Raw genomic sequence first — 19674 nt, 5'->3', positions numbered from 1 at the left:
CTCAATGAGCGGCCGCCGCCACTTCCGGCGGAGTCCAGCCGCCGCCCAGGGCCTTGAACAGGTCCACCGTGGCGGCCAGTTGGGCACGGCGGTTGTCGAGCACGCGCAAGCGCGTGCTGTTGGCGCTGCGCTGGGCGTCCAGCAGTTCCAGGTAGGCCGAATAGCCGGCGTCGTAACGCTGCTTCGCGGTCTGCAACGCACGCTCGCTGGCCTGGGCCGCCATCTCCACATCGGCCTGCGCGGCACGGGCGGCGTCGAGGTTGGTCAACGCATCCCCCACATCGCGGAAGGCCGATTGCACCGCGCCCTGGTAAGCGGCCAGCGACTCACGCTGGCGGGCCTCGGCCTGGGCCACCTGGGCGCGGCGGCGGCCGGCGTCGAAGATGGGCAGGTCCAGCCCCAGGCCCAGCGACCAGATGCGTGCGCCGCTCTTGAGCAGGTCGGACAGCTCGGCGCTCTGGCCGCCGAAAGCGCCCGTGAGCGAAATGCTGGGGTACATCGCCGCGCGCGCCACGCCGATCTGGGCGTTGGCCGAGGCCAGCAGCGCTTCGGCCTGGCGCACGTCGGGCCGGCGCTCGAGCAGGGCCGAGGGCAGACCGGCGGGCGGGGTCGGCGGCAGCGGCAAGTCGCGCACCGCACCGGCGGCCACCTGCAGGCCGGGCTGGCCGGTCAGCAGGGCCAGCTGCGATTGCGCCAGGTCGCGCTGGCGTTGCAGCTCGCGCAGTTGCAACGCGGCTTCGGCGCGTTCGGCTTCGGCCTGGTCCACCTCCAGGCGCGCGGCCGCGCCACCTTGCAGGCGCAGGCGCAGCAGGCGCAGGCTTTCCTCGCGCGAGGCCAGGGTGTCGCGGCTGAGGGCGATCTGCTCGTCGAGCATGCGCAGGCTGAAGTACCCCTGGGCCACCAGGCCGCTCACCGTCTGCCACACCACCTCGCGGGCATGGTCGGTGGCCAGGGCCTGGGCGCGCGCGGCTTCCGAGGCACGGCGCAGCCGACCCCAGAAGTCGATCTCGAAGCCGGTGGTGGCCGCCAGCTGGAAGGTGTTGAAGGTGCCGCCGTTGCCGGCGGCCGAGAGGTCGCTCGTGCGCTGGCGCGACGCCCCGCCGCTCAGGCCCAGCGAGGGCCAGCGCAAGGCATCGGCTTCGCGCAGCAGGGCTTCGGCCTGCTCGACGCGGGCCACGGCCGCCTGCAGGTCGGTGTTGTTGCGGCGAGCCGCCTCGACCAGGCCGTTGAGCGTGGCATCGCCGAAGAGCGTCCACCAGGTGGAAGAGATGGCAGGCACGGCGTCAGCCGCGGGCGTGGCGGCGCTGTATTGCGCCGGCAGCGGCGTGGCCGGGCGTTCGTAATCGGGCCCCACCGCCGCGCAGGCGCTCAGCAGGACCGCGCCCAGCAGCGGCAGCAGCCGCGAGGGAGTGTTCAGGGTCAGGGTGTTCATACCGGCACCTCCTCGGTCGAGCCGGGGGCATGGCTGTGCTGGGGCCGCGGTTTGCGGGCCAGCAGGGTGTAGAAGAGCGGGATGAAGATGGGCGCGATGAAGGTGGCCACCAGCATGCCGCCGAACACGCCCGTACCCATCGACTGACGCGCGGCCGCGCCGGCGCCGGTGGCGATCATCAGCGGCACCACCCCGAGGCCGAAGGCCAGCGAGGTCATCACGATGGGGCGGAAACGCAGGCGGGCCGCCTCGCGGGCCGCGGCCACGGCGGACAGCCCACGCTCCATGCCCTGCATCGCGAACTCGGCGATCAGGATGGCGTTCTTTGCCGCCAGACCGATCAGCACCACCAGGCCGATCTGGAAGTAGATGTCGTTTTCCATGCCGCGCAGGAACACCAGCAGCAAGGCGCCCGTCACCGCAAACGGCACAGCCAGCAGCACCGCCATCGGCACGCCCCAGCGCTCGTACAGCGCGGCCAGAATCAGGTAGACCATGATCAGCGCAAAGCCGAAGGCAAACACCGAGGCGTTGCCGGTGCGCTTTTCCTGGAAAGCCTGGCCCGTCCACTCGATGCCGTAGCCCGGCGGCAGCGTCTCGCGCGCCACCTGTTCCACCGCCGCGATGGCCTCGCCCGAACTGAAACCGGGCGCCGCATTGCCGAAGATCTTGGCCGCGATGTAGCCGTTGTAGCGCTCGATCTGCTCGGGGCCGATGATGTCCTCGACGTGAATGAGCGACTTCAGCGCCACCATCTGCCCGGTGGTCTGCGAGCGCACGAACAGGCGCCCCAGGTCCTCGGGCTTGGCGCGGTAGGGCGCATCGGCCTGCAAGGTGACGCGGTAGGTGCGGCCCTGGCGGTTGAAGTCATTCACATAGAGCGAGCCCATCTGGGCCTGCAGCGCGGCAAACACCTCGTTCACCGGCACGCCCAGGGCCAGGGCCTTCTCGCGGTCCACTTCCACCCGCAGCTGCGGCACGGTGGGCCGATAGAAGGTGTTCAGGCCCGTGACCGCCGGATGGGCTTCCAGCGCGGCCATGAAGTCCTGCGTCACCTGGGCGAGCTTCTTCGGATCGGGTTCGGTGCGGCCTTGCACATAAACCTCGAAGCCGCCGGCCTGACCCAGGCCCATGATGGCGGGCGGGTTGAAGGCGAAGGCGATGCCGTCGGGCAGGGCAAAGCCCATGCCCGACACCGCCCGGGCCAGCTCCTGCGAGCTCTGCTGGCGCTCTTCCCAGGGCTTCATCGGCACGAAGATGGTGGCGGCATTCGACTTCGCGCCCCCACCGATGAAGTCGAAGCCATTGATCGCGAAGAAGCTGTGGATGGCCGGGTTGTCCGCGTTCATCTGGCGCAAGAGGTCGGTGGTGCGCTCGGTGCGCGCGAGCGTGGCGCCATCGGGCAGCACCGCCGAGGCGATGATGTAGCCCTGGTCCTCGTCGGGCACGAAGCTGCCAGGCACCTTGGCCAGCAGCAGGGCCGCCGCCCCCAGCATCAGCACGAAGGCACCGATGGCGACCGCGCGGTACTTCAGCGCCAGGTTCACCCCGCCCAGAAAGCGCGCAGTGAGCCAGTTGAACCCGCGGTTGAAGGGGGCAAAGAAGCGCTCGCCCCGCGTGGGGCCGTCATGCTCGTGAGGCTTGAGCAGCAGCGCGCACAGCGCCGGCGTGAGCGTGAGCGCCACCACGCCGGACAGCACCACCGAGATGGCCACCGTCACCGCGAACTGGCGATACAACTGCCCCGCAATACCGCCCATGAAGGCCACCGGGATGAACACCGCGCACAACACCAGCACGATGCCCACCACCGCGCCCGAGACCTCGCGCATGGCTTCGATGGCCGCCGCGAAGGGGCTCATCTTCTCCTCGCGCATCAGGCGTTCGACGTTCTCGATCACGATGATGGCGTCGTCCACCACGATGCCGATGGCCAGCACCATCGCGAACAGCGTGAGCGTGTTGATCGAGAAGCCCAGCAGCCACAGGCCGGCGAAGGTGCCGATCAGCGACACCGGCACGGCCAGCATCGGGATGATGGTGGCACGCCAGGTCTGCAGGAAGACGAACACCACCACCAGCACGATCAGCGCCGCCTCGATCACCGTCTTGGCCACCTCACCGATGGAGGCCGACACGAAAAGCGTGGTGTCGTAGGGGATGAGGTAGTCCACGTCTTCGGGGAAGCGCTCTCTCTTGAGCTCTTCGAGCTTGGCCTTGACGGCATCGCCCACGTCCAGCGCGTTGGCGCCCGACTGCAGGAACACGCCGATGGCGATCGAGGGCAGCCCGTTGACATTGCTCGTCTGGTCATAGCTCTGCGCCCCGAGTTCCACGCGGGCGACATCCTTCAGACGCAGCACGCCGCCCGGCCCGCCCGAGCGCAGGATGATGTCGCCGAACTCCTCGGCGCGCAGCAGGCGGCCGCGTGCCGTGACGGTGTAGCCGATCTCCTGGCCTGGGGGCGCCGGTTCGGCGCCGATCTTGCCGGCGGCGTACTGCGCGTTCTGCGCGCTGATGGCGGCAGCCACGTCGGCCGGCGTCACGCCCAGTTGCGCCATGCGGTCGGGGTTGAGCCACACGCGCATGGAGTAGTCGCGCGCGCCGAAGATCAGCACGTCGGCTGCGCCGGGAATGCGCTTGAGCTCGTCCAGGATGTTGAGCGTGGCGTAGTTCGACAGGAACAACTCGTCGTGCGTGCGCTGGGGTGAGTTCAGCGCAATGACCAGCAGAAAGTTGTTCGAGCGCTTGGCCACCACCACGCCGTTGCGGCGCACCTCGTCAGGCAGGCGCGGCGAGGCAAGCTGCACACGGTTGTTGACGTTGAAGGTGGCCTTGTCGATGTCGGTACCCACCTCGAAGGTGGCCGTGATCTCCACGGTGCCGTTCGACGACGCGCTGGAGTTGAAGTACTGCAGGCCCTCGATGCCCGAGAGCTGCTCCTCGATCGGCGCGGCCACGGTGGTGGCCAGCGTCTCGGCCGAGGCGCCGGGATACGAGGCGGTGATGGTCACCGTGGGCGGGGCGATCTCGGGGTACTGCGCGATCGGCAGTGCGCGCATCGAGACCAGCCCGGCCAGCACGATGATGATGGACAGCACGGCCGCAAAGATCGGCCGCTCGATGAAGAAGCGGGAGTTCATGCGGACTCCTTCAGTTGCCCGAGGCCGGCGCCGAGGCGGCCGGCGTGGCGGCGGCCGCGGCCTGGGCCGTCACCGGCGCGCCGGGGCGCAGTTTCAAGAGGTTGTCGACGATGACCTGGTCGCCGGCCTTCAGTCCTCCGGTCACCACCCAGTCGCTGCCCGACCAGCCGCCGGTCTGGATGGGAGCCGGCTGGGCCTGCCCGTCGCGGATCACCCAGACCATGCGGCCCTGCTCGTTTTGCATCACCGCCGCCTGAGGCACCAGGAAGGCCCGGGCCTCGCCTGCTACCACCTGGGCCTTGACGAACTGGCCCGGCAGCACCTGCAGATCGGGATTGGCGAACTCGGCGCGCAACTGCACCGTGCCCAGGGCCGTGTCCACGGTAGAACCCGAGAAGTTCAGCTTGCCCTGCGCCAGCAGGGGTTGACCCTCGGCGCTGAGCAGACGCACCTGGGTGCCGCCGGCCGTGCGCAGGCGCGCCAGCTCCGATTCCGACAGCGCAAAGCGCACCCAGATCGGGTCGGCCTGGGTGAGCGTGGTCAGCAGGCTGTCGGTGGTGGGGTTGACCAGGGCGCCTTCGGACTTCAGCGAACGCCCGCTGATGCCCGAGATCGGCGCCGTCACGGTGGTGTAGGAGAGGTTCAGTTCGGCCTCCCGCACCAGCGCCTGCGCCTGCGCCACGCCCGCCTCGGCCAATCGCAGCGACGACTGGGCGTTGTCGGCCTCGCGCTGGCTGATGGCCTGGGCCTGGGCGAGCGGGCCGAGCCGGTCGGCTTCGCGGCGCGCCTGTTCGAGCTGGGCCTGCTGCTGCGCCAGCTGGGCACGGGCCTGCTGGACGGCGATCTCGAAGGGGGCACGCTCGATCTGGTAGAGCGGTGCTCCGGCCCGCACACGCTCACCTTCCTGGTAGCGCTGGCGCTCGATCAGACCCGACACGCGGGCCCGCACCTCCACCTGCTTGGACCCTTCGGCCTGGCCCACGGCTTCCAGGGTCAGCGGCAGCGTCTGCTCCTGCATCACCCGCACCTGCACAGGCATGGCCGGCATCGCGCCGCCGGCACCCGGGCCGCCGGAAGCGGGTGCGGGGCCACAGGCCGCCAGCACCATCAGACCTGCGCCGGCCACGGCAGCCAGCAGGGTGCGCCGCCAGGGCGCGGAAGCGGGGACGGACGGAAACACCTTGGAAGAAGCTCGCATATCGGGGCTCGCAACGAAAAAGGGCGGGACACCCCTCATGAGGGCCTCCCGTCCGGGGATTTGAGGCAAGACAGGAAAACCGCAGGAAAACCGTGCGACTCCTCGCTTACCCGGGGATGTAGGGGGGAACGAGGCGGTATCATACATACATTCCTGAATGTATGCATGACATGGTCCGACGCACCAAAGAAGAAGCCGAACAGACCCGCTGCCAGATCCTGGCGGCGGCGCGCCGCTGCTTCCATGCCCGCGGCGTCTCGGCCACCAGCCTGGAGCACATCGCCCAGGAAGCCGGAGTGACCCGCGGCGCCATCTACTGGCACTTCGCCAACAAGGAGGAGCTGTTCAAGGCCATGTGCGACGAAGTCGAGCTGCCGCTGATGGACCGCACCGACTTCACCCTGCTGCAGGACAAGAACCACGAGCCGCTGGAGCGGCTGCGCAACTTCATGAACGAACTGGCCGACGCCGTGCTGCAGGCCTCACCGCTGCGCCAGACCGTCGAGATCCTGAACTACAAGTGCGAGTTCGTCGGCCCCATGGGTCATGGGCTGGAGCAGCACCTGGCCGAGCTGCGCGAGTTCCGCGAGAAATTGCTGCGCGTCTACCGCGACGCCGCCAGCGCCGGCCAGCTGCGCGCCGGCCTCGACCCCCAGCTCGCGGCCATGGAGTCGATGTATTTCCTCATCGGGCTGCTGCGCGTGGCGCTGATCGACGAACAAGGCGACCTCGTGCGCCGCGACCTGCGCGCCCTGATCGATGCGCACGTGCAGGGGCGGCGCCGCGTCGGCTGAGCCAGCTCAGCCCCAGGCCCCGGCCAGCCGCTCGACTTCGGCGCGATCGCGGCCGCTGCGTTGGGCCAGGTCATCCAGTTGGTCGGGGCCGATCTTGCCAACGTTGAAGTAGGTGGCCTGCGGATGGGCCAGGTAGAAGCCGCTGACGCTGGCGGCCGGCGTCATGGCCAGGCTGTCGGTCAGGCCCATACCGATGTCCTCGGCGCCCAGCACGCGGAACATGTCGCGCTTGACACTGTGATCGGGGCAGGCCGGGTAGCCAGGTGCCGGGCGGATGCCGCGGTACTTTTCGGCGATCAGTTCCTCGTTGGAGAGCGCCTCGTCGGGGGCGTAGCCCCACAGTTCGGTGCGCACGCGCTGGTGCATGCGTTCGGCCAGGGCTTCGGCCAGGCGGTCGGCCAGGGCCTTGAGCATGATGGCCGAATAGTCGTCGTGGTCATCGAGGAAGTACTGTTCCTTCTTCTCCACGCCGATCCCGGCGGTCACGGCGAACATGCCGACATAGTCGTTGTTCAGCGGCGAGACGAAATCGGCCAGACAGCGGTTCGGGCGGCGCACGCCGTCCACCACCGGTCGCTCCGACTGCATGCGCATGCCGTACCAGGTCATGAGCGGCTGGGTGCGGGCCTCGTCGGCATAGAGCACGATGTCGTCGTCGTTCACCTGGGCCGCCGGGTACAGGCCGACGACCGCATGCGCCGTGAGCCAGCGGCCGTCGATCAGCCGCTTGAGCATGCGCTGGCCATCGCTGTAGACCCGGCGCGCCGATTCGCCGACGACCTCGTCGGTGAGGATGGCCGGGAAGGGGCCGGCCAGGTCCCAGGTCTGGAAGAAGGGCCCCCAGTCGATGCACTGGGCGATCTCGCCCAGGTCGTAGTTGCGAAAGAGCCGCCGCCCGATGAACTTCGGCTTGGTGGGCTGGTAGGCAGCCCAGTCGATGGGCGTCTTGTTCGCCCGCGCCTGGGCCAGGCTCACCAGCGGGGTCTGCTTCTTGTTGGCATGCTGCTGACGGACTTTTTCATAGTCGGCGCGCAGCTCTTCCAGGTACTTCGCTGCACGCTCGTCAGAGAGCAGGTCCGAGCACACGCCCACGCTGCGCGAGGCATCAGGCACATAGACCACCGGGCCGTCATAGTGCGGCGCGATCTTCACGGCCGTGTGCACGCGACTGGTGGTGGCACCACCGATGAGCAGCGGGATCTTCTTCATGCGGAAATGCTCGTCGCGCTGCATCTCGGCGGCGACGTACTGCATCTCTTCGAGGCTGGGCGTGATCAGGCCCGACAGGCCGACGATGTCGGCACCTTCGACCTTGGCGCGGGCGAGGATGTCCTGGCAGGGCACCATCACCCCCATGTTGACGACCTCGAAGTTGTTGCACTGGAGCACGACGGTGACGATGTTCTTGCCGATGTCGTGCACATCGCCCTTCACCGTGGCAATGACGATCTTGCCCTTGGGTTTGACATCGCCGCCAGCGGCTTCGAGCTGGCGTTTCTCCTCTTCGATGTAGGGCACGAGGTGGGCCACGGCCTGCTTCATCACGCGCGCGCTCTTCACCACCTGGGGCAGGAACATCTTGCCCGCGCCGAAGAGGTCACCCACGATGTTCATGCCGGCCATCAGCGGGCCTTCGATCACGTGCAGCGGCCGGCCCCCATCGGCACGGATCTTCTGCCACATCTCCTCGGTGTCTTCGACGATGAAATCGGTGATGCCATGCACCAGGGCATGCGACAGGCGCTCTTCCACGGGCAGCGCGCGCCAGGCCAGCCGGGCGCTGTCGTCCTTGGCCGACCCCTTCACCGCCTCGGCAATCTCGAGCAGACGTTCGGTCGCGTCCGCGCGGCGGTTGAGCACCACATCCTCGACCCGCTCGCGCAGTTCGGGGTCGAGCTCGTCATACACCCCGATCATGCCGGCGTTGACGATGCCCATGTCCATGCCCGCCTGGATGGCGTGGTAGAGGAACACGGTGTGGATGGCTTCGCGCACCGGCTCGTTGCCCCGGAAGGAGAAGCTCACATTGGACACACCCCCCGACACCTTGGCGCCGGGCAGATGCTGCTTGATCCAGCGGGTGGCCTCGATGAAGTCCACCGCATAGTTGTTGTGCTCCTCGATGCCCGTGGCGATCGCGAAGATGTTGGGGTCGAAGATGATGTCCTCGGGCGGGAAGCCCACCTCCGTGACCAGGATGCGGTAGGCCCGCTCGCAGATCTCGATCTTGCGCGCAAAGGTGTCCGCTTGCCCCTGCTCGTCGAAAGCCATCACCACGGTGGCTGCGCCATATCGCCGGATCAGCCGCGCCTGGCGTTTGAACTCGGCCTCGCCCTCCTTGAGCGAGATCGAGTTCACGAGGCCTTTGCCCTGGATGCACTTCAGCCCGGCTTCGATCACCTCCCACTTCGAGGAGTCGATCATGATGGGCACGCGCGCGATCTCGGGCTCTGAGGCGACGAGATGGAGAAAGCGCACCATCGCGGCCTTGCTGTCGAGCATGGCCTCGTCCATGTTGATGTCGATGATCTGGGCGCCGTTCTCCACCTGCTGGCGCGCCACCGCGAGGGCCTCCTCGAACTGGCCGTTGAGGATCATGCGCGCAAAGGCCTTGGAGCCGGTGACGTTGGTGCGCTCGCCGATGTTGACGAAAAGCGAGCCCTCGCCGATCAGCACGGGTTCCAGGCCCGAGAGTCGCATCGGGGCCACAGGGGCAGCGGGAGCAGGGATCGAGGTCATGGCCAGTCCGGAAATGGGCCACGGCTCACCCGTGGCGCGGGTGAGCGTCGTTGCAAAAGAAATCCAAGCCTGACACCGGCCGGCGGCCGGTGCTGCAACGCTCCTTGGAGGAACTGGATTCTAAGCGATGGGCTCCAAACTCCGGCAGTTCCTCCCCCTCGGCAGCCCGGCAGCGTCAGCTTGTTACATTTTTCTACCGCGAGCACTTGCGTGAATGCCGCGGCTGGGCTCGAATCTTGAATCTTTCCTCCCTCTTTTTGTCGTAAGGAATGTCCATGAAACGCAATGTCGTGGCTGTGTGCGCCCTGGCCCTGGCGGCTGCAGGCTGCGCCAACATGAGTGAGACGCAATCCAACACCGCCAAGGGGGCGGGCATCGGTGCCGCCGCGGGCGCGGTGATCGGTGTGGCCACCGCAGGCGGCAACAAGGGCCGCAGCGCCGCCACCGGCGCCGCAGCCGGCGCGGCCGTGGGGGCCCTGGGCGGCTACATCTGGTCCAAGCGCATGGAAGAGCAGCGGGCCAAGATGGAGCAGGCCAGCGCCGGCACCGGCATCGGCGTGGAGCGCACCCCGGACAACCAGATCCGCGTGCAGATCCCGTCCGACGCCGGTTTCGACGTGGGTCGCTCGGCCGTGCGGCCGCAGCTCGGTGCCGTGCTCGACAAGTTCGCGCAGAGCATGCGTGAGCATCCCGCCACCGAGATCCGCATCATCGGCCACACCGATTCCACGGGCAGCGATGCCGTGAACAACCCGCTGTCCATCGAGCGCGCCGCCAGCACGCGCGACTACCTGGTGGCGCGTGGGGTGGCGGTTTCGCGCATCGCCATCGACGGCCGCGGCAGCCGCGAGCCGGTGGCCAGCAACGACACCGTGGACGGGCGCTCGAAGAACCGCCGCGTCGAAATCTACGTCGCCGAGCGTGAGCAATCCGCCCAGGCCCGTTGACCTGTCCGGCCCCGCGCGCCCTTCCCGGCCCGGGGCCGTTTTGCCGTCCAGACATCATCTCACCCGGAGGAGACCCCATGCCCGAGGCATCCCTGCTGCGATGGGCGCTGGCGCTGAGTGCTGCGCTCGCAGCCGGCTGCGAGACCGCCCCGCCCCCAGCGCCTTCTGAGCCGGCGCCCAGCACCTCGACCGCCCCGGCCCCGCCTCCCGCGCCGGCCGTGTCGGTGATCGACGGCCATGCCTGGACCGCCGGCATGGAGGCCCTGGCCCAGCGCCTGCTCGGCGTGGCACGTGCCGGTCAGGTGACCGTGCAGCGCACCGAAGACAACCGGCTGCTGGTACGTGCCACGGGCGACAGCGCCTTTGAAAGCGGCCGCACCGCCGTCACGGCAGGCTTTCGCCAGACGCTGGATCTGGTGGCCTCCGCCCTGACCGAGGCGCCCGACACCCGGGTGCAGATCGTCGGCCACACCGACAGCCGGGGGTCGGATGCGCTGAACAACCGCCTGTCGAAGGAACGGGCCGAATCGACGCGCGACTACCTCATTGCGCGGGGCATCGCCTTCGAGCGGCTGCGTGCCGAAGGCCGCGGCAAAGCCGAACCGGTGGCCGACAATGCCACGCCCGAGGGCCGGGCACTGAACCGTCGGGTGGATCTGCTGATCAGCGCCCCGGCGCCCTGAGGGCGCCGGCCTCTGAGGCTCCGCGCGCCCTCAGGCGGCCTGGGGCACCAGGCCGCTGAACAGGCCCTGGGCCTGGCAACGCGGCTGGTAACGGCCCACACGCTGGGCAATGGCCGCAATGTGTTCCGGCGTGGTGCCACAGCAGCCGCCGGCGATGTTGAGCAGCCCTGCGCGGGCAAACTCTTCCATCAGCCCCCCGGTGACCTCCGGTGTCTCGTCGAAGCCGGTCTCGCTCATCGGGTTGGGCAAGCCCGCATTGGGGTAGCAGGAGATGAAGGTGTCGCCGGCGGCCTTGGCCAGTTCTTCCAGGTAGGGGCGCATCAATGCCGCACCCAGCGCGCAGTTCAGGCCCACGGCGATGGGCTGGGCGTGACGCACCGAATGCCAGAAGGCGCTGACCGTCTGCCCCGAGAGGATGCGCCCGGACGCGTCGGTGACGGTGCCCGAGATGATCACGGGCAATCGCTCGCCAGTGGCTTCGAAGAGTTCGTCGATGGCAAAGATGGCCGCTTTGGCGTTGAGGGTGTCGAAGATGGTCTCGACCAGGAAAATGTCGACTCCCCCTTCAAGCAACCCCTCGGCCTGCTCGTAGTAGGCCGCGCGCAGGGTGTCGAAATCGACGTTGCGCGCGCCCGGGTCGTTCACGTCCGGGCTGATGCTGGCCGTGCGGGGGGTGGGGCCGAAGGCGCCGGCCACGAAGCGCGGCTTGTCCGGCGTGCTGTACTTGTCGCAGGCCGCGCGCGCCAGGCGGGCCGCTGCGACGTTCATCTCGCGCGCCAGGGGAGCCAGTCCGTAGTCCTCCTGGGCCACCGAGGTGGCCCCGAAGGTGTTGGTCTCGAGGATGTCGGCGCCCGCCGCCAGGTAGGCCTCATGGATTTCGGAGATCACGTCGGGCCGCGTGAACTGCAGCAGCTCGTTGTTGCCCTTGAGGTCCTTGGGGTGATCGGTGAAACGCGTGCCGCGATAGTCGGCTTCGCCCAGCTTGTAGCGCTGGATCATGGTTCCCATGGCCCCATCGAGGATGACGATGCGCTCGCGCATCAGGGCCGGCAAGGCGGCGGCTCGGGTGTAGGGTCGGGTGTCCATGACGCCGATTGTAGGCAGAGCGTCAAGGGCTCACCCGGTGCCGGGCTGCGCAACAATGCGCACAGGAACACCGCGATGAAAGAATTCACCCCCCGCCAGGCCTGGGACTACCTGCAGGCGCATCCCGACGCACTTTTCGTGGATGTGCGCATGGAGATCGAGTATCTCTACGTGGGTCACCCCCCGGGCGTCGTGCACATCCCCTGGTACGAATACCCCGACATGGTCGTTGACGAGGCCCGCTTCGTCCAGCAGGTGCTGCGCGAGGCGGGCAGCCCACAGCGCCCGGTGGTGCTGCTGTGCCGCTCGGGCAAGCGCACCGTCGAGGCCGGGCTGGCCCTGGAGGCGGCCGGCTTCACCCAGGTCGCGCATGTGCTGCATGGCTTCGAAGGCGACATCGACGAACACTTCCACCGCGGCCGGCTCAACGGCTGGCGCCACGACGGGCTGCCCTGGGAGCAGATGTAGGGCCGGGAGGCTCAGTGCATGAAGCCGATGTTGCGCCGCGTACGCACGTCCGGTTTCGTGCGATGTTCGGCCTCCAGCTGGGCCAGGAACTCGTCGGGCGAGAAGGCCGTACCCAGGATGTCCACCTGCCGGCACACGGCGGCGAAGTCCCCCGGCGTGAGCTGGTCGAGCCGCGCCAGGCGTTCGCGCTGCTCGGGACCCAGGCTGGCCTGCGGGTCGCCCAGGGCCTCGGTGGCAAACATGCGTTCGCGCTGGGCCGGCGTGAGCGCATGGAAGCGGATCTTGAAGGTGAAGCGGCGCAGGGCGGCCTCGTCGAGGTCCTCGAAGAGGTTGGTCGTGCAGATGAAGATGCCGGCGAAGCGCTCCATGCCCTGGAGCATCTCGTTCACCTCGCTGACCTCGTAGTGACGTTCGGCCATGCGGCGGCTGCGCAGGAAGCTGTCGGCCTCGTCGAGCAGCAGCACCGCACCCTCGGCCTGGGCCTCGTCGAACATGCGCGCCATGTTCTGCTCGGTCTCGCCGACGTACTTGCTCACCAGGTCGGAGGCCTGGCGCACCAGCAGGGGTTGCTGCAGCTCGGCGGCGATGTGCTCGGCCAGCGCCGTCTTGCCGCTGCCGGGCGGACCATGGAAGCACAGCGTGCCCACCTGGCGGCGGCGCAGCGCCTCGACGATGCGCGGCACCGGGAAGCGTGACTCGGTGTTCAGCAAGCCCAGGTCATAGTGGGTGACGCTCACGCGCGCGCCACGCTCGCGGCCCCCCATGCCCAAAGCCCGGTCGGCATTGGCGAGCTGGCGTTCGATCAGCGGCTCCAGGCGCGCGTCGTCCTCGCCCTCGCGCGCCAGATGTGCAAAGCGCACCGCGGTGCGGATCTGCGCGGGCGTCAGGCCCTTGCGTGCGGCCAGGCGGGCCACGAAGTCCTCGCCCACCGGTGCATCCGCCAGCGCCTTGCGCACCAGGCCTTCGCGGGCGCCGGGCGGGGGTGAGCGCAGCTCGAGGTGGTACTGGAATCGGCGACGGAAAGCCGGGTCGATCTGCTCGATGCGGTTGGTGACCCAGATCACCGGCACGGGGTTGCTTTCGAGCACCTGGTTGACCCAGGCCTTGCCGCTGACCGAGCCGTTGGGGGGGCCGTCGCCGGCGTCGAGCCGGGCCATCCACTGCGCCGTGTCGGTGGACAGCGGCGGGAAGACATCCTCGACTTCGTCGAAGAGCAGGGCCACATTGGGGCTGCCCTTGAGGAAGACCTGACTGATCTGCAGCGAGCGGTAGCGGTCACGCCCCGAGAGGGAGTTGCCATCGCGATCGGCGTACTCCACCTCATAGAGCTCCAGCCCGGCCGACCGGGCCACCACCTTGGCCAGCTCGGTCTTGCCGGTGCCCGGCGGCCCGTAGACGAGGATGTTGACGCCGGCCTCGCGGCGTGCCACGGCATTGCGCAGCAAAGCCACCATCACGCGGGCGTCATCGGCCACGTAGTGGAAGTCATCGATCGCCAGGCCGCTGGCCGCTGCCGGCCGCGTGAAGACGGCCATCAGGTCGTTGGGGTCGCGGTACTCGCGCATCAGCACCGGCGGCAGCTGTTCGGACACCTTCATCAGGTCGGCCAGGTCGGTGATGTTGTGCTCGGAGATGAGGTTCTCGACCATGCCGATGCGCTCCAGGCGCGAACCTGCGCGCAAGGCCTCGGCCACCTCGCGTTCATCGACCTGGGCCACTTCGGCCAGCAGGGCATAGGCCTCGTGGGCGTTGGCCACCTTGAACTCCACCAGCAGGCCCCGCAACTCGCGCTGATAGCGCGCCAGGGTGCCATACAGCAGCAGCGCGCGCTCGGCCGGGTTGAGTTGAAGCAGCCCGCCCAGGGCCTCGATGTTCTGCTGCACCAGGGTGGATTCACGCTGCAGGTCGCGCTCCAGCCAGTCGCGCGTGGCCCCCAGCACGGACATCAGGTCCTTGGGGGCATCCTTGATGTATTCGTCGAGATAGAAGAACAGCGTGCCTTCTTCGTAGGGGCCGCGCCAGGCGCCATGGCGGGCGAGGAAGGTCTCGTCGTCGAGCCTTTCGTGGCCCCGCCACAGCGCGTTGCCCAGGCAACGGCGCCCGAGGTAATCACGCACCCGCTGCAGCACAGGACCGGGCCACACGAGGTGGCGGCCGGTGAGCGAGAGCATGGAATTCCAGTCGCGCCGCACATTGAACCGCCCCGGATGACGCAAGGTCAGCGTGAGCACGAAATGCGAGCACATGCGATCGAGCACGGGCGCATCCCGCAGGCCCGGGGAAGGCCATGCACGTGCATCTGCCAAGCGTCGAACCATGGGCACCTCCTTGTTGCCAGGGCGGCACCGCCTGGGGCGGCCGTGCGGTCACGATAGCGCAGGCCGCGCAGCATGGGAAGCCCGCCCTCCCCAGGGCGGGCGGGGACGTCAGTGCAGCACCAAGGGCTGGTGCATCAACGAGGCGAAGCGTTCGATGTAGGCGTCGATCTCTTCGACGCTGGGCGAAGTCTGGATCAGGGCCTCGACGCCGGCCTTGAAGCTTTCGGCCATCGCGCCTTCCAGGTAGATTTCCTTGCGGGAGAATTTGTCCACGATCTCATAGCCCCCGCGTGTGAGTGCTCCCTCCGCCTCGGCGGCCACGGGCGCCGCCTCGCGGGCGGGCACCTCGAAGGCCACGACAGCGAAGTTGTCCGAGTTGTAGAGCATTTGCATCTGGCACTCCTTGCGTGGACCCCCCACCAGGACGATGGGGTTGTCCTTGGGTGAGACATGGGGATGGGCTGGCAAGTTTCAAGCTCGACCCCTTTGCCATGTTTCGGCATAGCCACTGCCGGCTTGAGGGCAAGGCGTTCAAGGTGCCACGAGGACCAGATCCAGCGGGTCGTCCTTGCCGTCGCTCAGGCGAGCACGCGCCGGGAGGTGCTGCAGGACCGGATCCAGCCAGACTTCGGCGCGGTGGTCGCCCGGATCCCGGGCCAGCCTCTCATAGCGCAGGGTCTTCGCAGTGCGCCCCCCTGCCAGGCTCAGCGTCTGCTCCCCCTGGAGCCGGAAGGACCACAGGTCGACGTCTCCCCGGGCCCCCACCACCGGCATCTCCAGTTCCCGCCCCGGCTCGCGCAGACGGGCCTCCGTCTGGACCCGCCAGGCCAGTTGGAGCATCCAGCTCAGGCGATCCTGCATGCCGGGCTGCAGAGGGGCCGTCTCGCTGCGCCCGGTAAACCGGATGGGACCGTCGGGACGCTGGAAATCGGCCGTGCGCACCGGGCGGCGCAGACGCTCGTCGGTGAACCGCTCGGGCATCAGGCCCTGCGGGCCCAGGCGGCCGACGCTGGTCTGGGTGAGCAAGACGCCCAGCAGCGGCAAGCGGGCTTCCAGGCGCAGCACATAGCGCTCTCCCTGGGGCTGCCAGGCCAGCCGGCCCGTGCCCGAGAGCAATCCGCGGCGCATGTGGTAGTCGAGCGTGACGGCCTTGGGCCACGTCGAGGATGCAGCGCTCCCTTCGGCCCGCACCCACCAAGGCGCGGCCAGGGCCGCTCCCAACAAGGCGCGCCGACGCCACCCCGTCGGTTCATTCAGCATACGGGAGGCGGGCCCATGCCCGCTGCCTACAATGCCAAGCGGTTGCGATACAGACAGGAATCATGAAACTTGCCACGTACAAGGACGGTTCGCGCGATGGACAGCTCGTCGTGGTCTCGCGCGACCTCACGACGGCCCATTATGCGACCAGCATCGCGACCCGATTGCAGCAGGTGCTGGATGACTGGAACTTCCTGTCACCGCAGTTGCAGGATCTGTACGTGACGCTCAACCAGGGCCGCGCGCGTCACGCCTTCCCCTTCGATCCGGCGATGTGCATGGCCCCGCTACCCCGTCCGGTGCAGGCCTACGATGCCTGGGCCAGCCCGGGGCACCTGGAACGCCTGGGCCTGCCCGTGCCGCCCAAGGCCGAGGGCCCGATCGTGACAACGGTTGCCGGCGCGAACCTCGGCCCCACCGACCCGCTGGTGCCGCCGCTGGCAGGCGAGGCCCTGGATCTGGGGGCGGGGCTGGCCGTGATGACCGGTGACCTGAGCGCCGGCTGCAGCCCCAGCGAGGCCCTGGAGAGCGTGCGCCTGCTGACGCTGGCCAACACCTGGACGCTGCCGGAGGTGCTGAGGGCCGAGCGTGAGCGCGCGTGGGGCCTGCTGCATGCCCGCCCGGCCACGAGCTACGGACCGGTGGCCCTCACGCCCGATGAGCTGGGCGAGGCCTGGCAGCGCGGGCGGGTGCACCTCCCCCTGCTCGTGCAGGCCCAGGGTCGGCGGCTGGGCCGTTTCGATGCCGCCCCCGCGATGGGCTGGCATGTGGGCCGCTGGCTGGCACAGGCGGCCCGCACGCGCAGCTTGCCGGCAGGTACCGTGGTGCACAGCGGCCCCCTGGGGCTGAGCGCCGGCGACGGCATGGCCTGCCTGGCCGAAAAGCGCGCCCAGGAAAGCCGCGCCCACGGCGAGCCCCGCAGCGCCTGGCTGTTGGGTGGCGACCGTGTCCACATCGAGCTGCAGGCCGACGACGGCGCGCCCCTGATGGGCGCGATCGATGCCGAGGTGCTCGCTCAGGGGTAAGGGATGAACTCGGTCTCGCCCGGCACCGGCGGGAAGGCCGCCGCGTCCTGACGTGACCAGGCCTGCACGGCCTCCTCGATGCGTTCCTGGCGCGAGGACACGAAATTCCAGCGCATGTGGCGCGGGTGATCGGCGGTGTTTTCCGGGCCCAGGTCGAGCGCATCACCACCCACCAGCATGAAGCGTGTCGCCTCGAGCGCACGCAGCCGTACCGGGCGCGGCGGCAGCACCAGCATGTCGCCCGGGTTCAGCGGCTCCCCGTCGGCCGTGAGCGAGCCCGACACCACGTACACCGCCCTCTCCTCGTGCTCGAGCGGCACTTCCATGTGCGCGGCCGTGTCGATCTCACCCGCCACATAGAGCGTGCGGGTGCACACCGGCACCGGGGAGGTCTGGCCGAAGGCATCCCCGGCGATCACGCGCAGGTGCACCCCGGTGGCACGGATCTCGGGCAGGCTTTCGGCCGGCACGTGCACGAAGTCGGGCAGGGTGTCCTCATCGGCCAGGGGCAGGGCCAGCCAGGTCTGGATGCCGTGCAGGCGGTGTCCGGCGGCGCGCTCCGCCTGGGGCGAGCGTTCCGAGTGCACGATGCCGCGGCCGGCCACCATCCAGTTCACGTCGCCGGGGCGGATGTCGCGCACCGTGCCCAGGCTGTCGCGATGGGTGATGGCCCCCTCGAAGAGATAGGTGACCGTGGCCAGGCCGATGTGCGGGTGGGGCCGCACGTCCAGGCCCAGTCCCGGCGCAAACTCGGTGGGACCCATGTGGTCGAAGAAGACGAAGGGGCCGACGGCGCGCGCCGCCAGGGCCGGCAGCAGCCGCCGGACCATGAAGCCGTCGCCCAGGTCCTTGGTGTGGGAAGCCAGTCGGATGGAGGCCATGCGTTTTCCTTGGGGTGACCCCGCAAGCCTGCCACAGACGCCGGCTTGCTTCCAGCCTGCGGGTTCTTGGGGTCGGCCGCACTTGGCCGGGCCGCCCGCCCGGGCGCACAATGCCCGGCAACGTCCCGACCACGGAGTGCCCTCGATGAGCGACCCCCTGCAAGGCATCGGCAAACTGGTGCCCGGCTTTGACTTCCTGCAAGGCCTGGTGAAGAACGCGGGCTCGGCGCTGCCGAACTTCGGCCAGTGGGTGGCGCCCACCCTCAACCCCGAGGAACTCGAGAAGCGCATCGAGGAACTGCGCACCGTGCAGTTCTGGCTGGAGCAGAACGCCCGCATGCTGGGCGCCACCATCCAGGCCCTGGAAGTGCAGCGCATGACGCTGTCCACGCTCAAGACGATGAACGTGCCAGTGGAGGCACTGCGCGAGTCGCTGACCCTGCGCATGCCGGCCGCGCCAGCCGAAGCGAGCCCCCCTGTGGCGCCCGCGGCCGACAAGCCGCGCTCCCGTCGGCGCCCGGCCGCCAAGGCCGCATCCAAAGCCCCCGAGGGGACGGTTCCGCCGGTCGATCCCATGCAGTGGTGGGGGGCGCTGTCGCGGCAGTTCACCAGCCTGGCCGCCACGGCCATGAAGGATGCCGCCAGCGAATCGGCCCGCAACCTGGCCGGCAGCCTGGTCAGGCAGTCGTTCACCGCCGCTGAGGAAACCCTGCGCAAGGGCATGGCCACGGCCGGCAAGGCGGCGGGCCAGGTCAAGGCCGGGGCCGCCGGGGCCGCGGGGCTGGCCGCCCGGGCCGGCAAGGCCGCTGGCCAGGTGGCCGTGCAGGCCGCAACACCCAAGAGGAAGGAGAAAGCCGCGCCGGGGGCCCGGACGCGACGCGCGGCCAAGGCGCGCCCGGGCTGATTCAAGGCATCGGATCGCGCTGACGGTGCTGCCAGGCCCCCAGGGCCACCAGGAAGGCCAGGGCGAGTTCCATCACTTCCTCCATCGAGGTCTGCCAGGCCCGCACGTTCGCACTCAGCACGATGCCGTGCTCCTCGGCCAGGATGGCGGGGGCCCGGTCGGCGACCTTGCCCACCACCAGGGTGAGGGCGAACACCACCACCGTGACGGCCACCGGATCGAGCCGTCGCAGACCGCCCAGCAGGACCGGCCCCTGCCGCAGGACGAGATAGGCGCTGGCCAGGGCCACCGGCAAGAGCACCGCCGCGGCCACCACGCGATGCAGCGGCTGGCCATCGCGCAGGAAGAAACTGAACTTGAGCACACTCGTGCCGGTGAAGGCCTTGTGCCAATCCATCTCGCGCGCCGCGAACGCCAGCATGACGATGGCCAGCGAGGTCCACAGCCGCCAGTCGTCTTCCGGCCGCCGCCACAGCACCACCAGGGCGGCCACGGCAACGTAAAGGGCCACGTTCAGGCCTTCGACCGGCCCGTGCTCGCTCATCAGCGCCATCGTGGCCTGCGCAGGCAGGGCCAGCCAGATCACATGGGCAAGCACCAGGAAGGCCAGCGCCACCAGGGGGGCGGCGACCGCGCGGGTGGACAGGGAGAGAGCCGTTCTGTTCATGGACAGCATTGTCTGACGCCGCGCAAAGCCTTGCATTCTTGCGTCCGGCGCAAAACCGAAATGATGCCTGCGCAGGCGGCGATCCGGCCCATGCCCGGCCCGGGGACGTTACAGTGGCGGCAAACGAGG

The 19674-nt window shown here is 69.0% G+C and carries 16 protein-coding genes and 1 riboswitch; of the genes, 6 read left to right on the top strand and 10 right to left on the bottom strand.

The window, feature by feature from the left end; genetic code table 11:
• Position 1: 1 nt before the first annotated feature.
• The 3 genes from C1704_RS07610 to C1704_RS07600 are packed head-to-tail and all read right to left on the bottom strand — an operon-like array spanning position 2 to position 5773.
• Positions 2–1432 carry an efflux transporter outer membrane subunit gene (locus C1704_RS07610; RefSeq protein ID WP_104302137.1) on the bottom strand — a complete coding sequence of 477 codons (1431 nt, stop codon included), beginning with the start codon at positions 1430–1432 and terminating at the stop codon, positions 2–4.
• Positions 1429–4575: an efflux RND transporter permease subunit gene (locus C1704_RS07605; RefSeq protein ID WP_104302136.1), complete on the bottom strand. Its 3147-nt coding sequence runs from the start codon at positions 4573–4575 to the stop codon at positions 1429–1431. Before C1704_RS07605 ends, C1704_RS07610 begins: the two co-directional genes overlap by 4 nt.
• A gap of 10 nt (positions 4576–4585) precedes the next feature.
• Positions 4586–5773: an efflux RND transporter periplasmic adaptor subunit gene (locus C1704_RS07600; RefSeq protein ID WP_104302135.1), complete on the bottom strand. Its 1188-nt coding sequence runs from the start codon at positions 5771–5773 to the stop codon at positions 4586–4588.
• A gap of 170 nt (positions 5774–5943) precedes the next feature.
• Here C1704_RS07600 and C1704_RS17755 point away from each other — a divergent pair, with 170 nt between their 5' ends.
• Positions 5944–6567 carry a TetR family transcriptional regulator gene (locus C1704_RS17755; RefSeq protein WP_146076052.1) on the top strand — a complete coding sequence of 208 codons (624 nt, stop codon included), beginning with the start codon at positions 5944–5946 and terminating at the stop codon, positions 6565–6567.
• Between the two features lie 6 nt (positions 6568–6573).
• Here C1704_RS17755 and metH read toward each other — a convergent pair whose 3' ends face one another.
• Positions 6574–9306 (bottom strand): methionine synthase, encoded by a 2733-nt coding sequence (gene metH / locus C1704_RS07590; RefSeq protein ID WP_104302133.1) that lies wholly within the window; start codon positions 9304–9306, stop codon positions 6574–6576.
• 35 nt (positions 9307–9341) lie between these two features.
• Positions 9342–9416, bottom strand: a riboswitch (S-adenosyl-L-homocysteine riboswitch).
• Between the two features lie 165 nt (positions 9417–9581).
• Between metH and C1704_RS07585 the strand changes: the two genes are divergently transcribed.
• On the top strand, positions 9582–10253 hold the full coding sequence (locus C1704_RS07585) for a YiaD family glycine zipper/OmpA-like lipoprotein (RefSeq protein WP_104302132.1): 672 nt from the start codon (positions 9582–9584) through the stop codon (positions 10251–10253).
• Positions 10254–10330: 77 nt separating this feature from the next.
• Positions 10331–10936: an OmpA family protein gene (locus C1704_RS07580; RefSeq protein ID WP_104302131.1), complete on the top strand. Its 606-nt coding sequence runs from the start codon at positions 10331–10333 to the stop codon at positions 10934–10936.
• Between the two features lie 30 nt (positions 10937–10966).
• Here the strand turns inward: C1704_RS07580 and C1704_RS07575 are convergent, their stop codons facing one another.
• The gene (locus tag C1704_RS07575; RefSeq protein WP_104302130.1) at positions 10967–12022 is read right to left on the bottom strand and encodes a homocysteine S-methyltransferase family protein; all 1056 of its coding nucleotides are present in this window, start codon (positions 12020–12022) and stop codon (positions 10967–10969) included.
• Between the two features lie 75 nt (positions 12023–12097).
• On the opposite strand from C1704_RS07575, the gene C1704_RS07570 reads away from it, so the two are divergent.
• The gene (locus C1704_RS07570) at positions 12098–12490 is read left to right on the top strand and encodes a rhodanese-like domain-containing protein (RefSeq protein ID WP_104302129.1); all 393 of its coding nucleotides are present in this window, start codon (positions 12098–12100) and stop codon (positions 12488–12490) included.
• 11 nt (positions 12491–12501) lie between these two features.
• On the opposite strand, the gene C1704_RS07565 is transcribed toward C1704_RS07570, so the two are convergent.
• From C1704_RS07565 to C1704_RS07555, 3 genes are all read right to left on the bottom strand, one after another.
• Positions 12502–14808 (bottom strand): ATP-binding protein, encoded by a 2307-nt coding sequence (locus C1704_RS07565; protein ID WP_104302128.1) that lies wholly within the window; start codon positions 14806–14808, stop codon positions 12502–12504.
• 108 nt (positions 14809–14916) lie between these two features.
• Complete coding sequence (locus C1704_RS07560) at positions 14917–15201, bottom strand: BTH_I0359 family protein (protein WP_104302127.1); 285 nt, start codon at positions 15199–15201, stop codon at positions 14917–14919.
• A gap of 138 nt (positions 15202–15339) precedes the next feature.
• Positions 15340–16032, bottom strand: coding sequence for a DUF3108 domain-containing protein (locus C1704_RS07555; RefSeq protein ID WP_211286894.1), 693 nt, complete (start codon positions 16030–16032; stop codon positions 15340–15342).
• A gap of 98 nt (positions 16033–16130) precedes the next feature.
• Between C1704_RS07555 and C1704_RS07550 the strand changes: the two genes are divergently transcribed.
• On the top strand, positions 16131–17093 hold the full coding sequence (locus C1704_RS07550; RefSeq protein WP_104302125.1) for a fumarylacetoacetate hydrolase family protein: 963 nt from the start codon (positions 16131–16133) through the stop codon (positions 17091–17093).
• Here C1704_RS07550 and C1704_RS07545 read toward each other — a convergent pair.
• A complete protein-coding gene (locus C1704_RS07545; RefSeq protein WP_104302124.1) occupies positions 17084–17974 on the bottom strand; it encodes a pirin family protein in 891 nt (296 codons plus the stop codon). The two genes, C1704_RS07550 and C1704_RS07545, sit on opposite strands and share 10 nt — an antisense overlap.
• Positions 17975–18119: 145 nt before the next feature.
• On the opposite strand from C1704_RS07545, the gene C1704_RS07540 reads away from it, so the two are divergent.
• Positions 18120–18878, top strand: coding sequence for a PhaM family polyhydroxyalkanoate granule multifunctional regulatory protein (locus tag C1704_RS07540; protein WP_104302123.1), 759 nt, complete (start codon positions 18120–18122; stop codon positions 18876–18878).
• Position 18879: 1 nt separating this feature from the next.
• Here the strand turns inward: C1704_RS07540 and C1704_RS07535 are convergent, their stop codons facing one another.
• Entirely contained in the window at positions 18880–19545 is a 666-nt protein-coding gene (locus C1704_RS07535) for a hypothetical protein (protein ID WP_146076051.1), read from the bottom strand.
• Positions 19546–19674: the final 129 nt, after the last annotated feature.

This window comes from Caldimonas caldifontis (assembly GCF_002930615.1).
GTDB lineage: Bacteria > Pseudomonadota > Gammaproteobacteria > Burkholderiales > Burkholderiaceae_C > Caldimonas > Caldimonas caldifontis.
The sequence above is the reverse complement of the archived record's forward strand: the minus strand, read 5'-3'. Positions and strand labels throughout refer to the sequence as shown.

What these genes read in the sequence shown, in the direction of transcription:
- C1704_RS07610 (WP_104302137.1), bottom strand. Translation starts at nt 1,432, where the DNA reads ATGAACACCCTGACCCTGAACACTCCCTCGCGGCTGCTGCCGCTGCTG.
- C1704_RS07605 (WP_104302136.1), bottom strand. Translation starts at nt 4,575, where the DNA reads ATGAACTCCCGCTTCTTCATCGAGCGGCCGATCTTTGCGGCCGTGCTG.
- C1704_RS07600 (WP_104302135.1), bottom strand. Translation starts at nt 5,773, where the DNA reads ATGCGAGCTTCTTCCAAGGTGTTTCCGTCCGTCCCCGCTTCCGCGCCC.
- C1704_RS17755 (WP_146076052.1), top strand. Translation starts at nt 5,944, where the DNA reads ATGGTCCGACGCACCAAAGAAGAAGCCGAACAGACCCGCTGCCAGATC.
- metH (WP_104302133.1), bottom strand. Translation starts at nt 9,306, where the DNA reads ATGACCTCGATCCCTGCTCCCGCTGCCCCTGTGGCCCCGATGCGACTC.
- C1704_RS07585 (WP_104302132.1), top strand. Translation starts at nt 9,582, where the DNA reads ATGAAACGCAATGTCGTGGCTGTGTGCGCCCTGGCCCTGGCGGCTGCA.
- C1704_RS07580 (WP_104302131.1), top strand. Translation starts at nt 10,331, where the DNA reads ATGCCCGAGGCATCCCTGCTGCGATGGGCGCTGGCGCTGAGTGCTGCG.
- C1704_RS07575 (WP_104302130.1), bottom strand. Translation starts at nt 12,022, where the DNA reads ATGGACACCCGACCCTACACCCGAGCCGCCGCCTTGCCGGCCCTGATG.
- C1704_RS07570 (WP_104302129.1), top strand. Translation starts at nt 12,098, where the DNA reads ATGAAAGAATTCACCCCCCGCCAGGCCTGGGACTACCTGCAGGCGCAT.
- C1704_RS07565 (WP_104302128.1), bottom strand. Translation starts at nt 14,808, where the DNA reads ATGGTTCGACGCTTGGCAGATGCACGTGCATGGCCTTCCCCGGGCCTG.
- C1704_RS07560 (WP_104302127.1), bottom strand. Translation starts at nt 15,201, where the DNA reads ATGCAAATGCTCTACAACTCGGACAACTTCGCTGTCGTGGCCTTCGAG.
- C1704_RS07550 (WP_104302125.1), top strand. Translation starts at nt 16,131, where the DNA reads ATGAAACTTGCCACGTACAAGGACGGTTCGCGCGATGGACAGCTCGTC.
- C1704_RS07545 (WP_104302124.1), bottom strand. Translation starts at nt 17,974, where the DNA reads ATGGCCTCCATCCGACTGGCTTCCCACACCAAGGACCTGGGCGACGGC.
- C1704_RS07540 (WP_104302123.1), top strand. Translation starts at nt 18,120, where the DNA reads ATGAGCGACCCCCTGCAAGGCATCGGCAAACTGGTGCCCGGCTTTGAC.
- C1704_RS07535 (WP_146076051.1), bottom strand. Translation starts at nt 19,545, where the DNA reads ATGAACAGAACGGCTCTCTCCCTGTCCACCCGCGCGGTCGCCGCCCCC.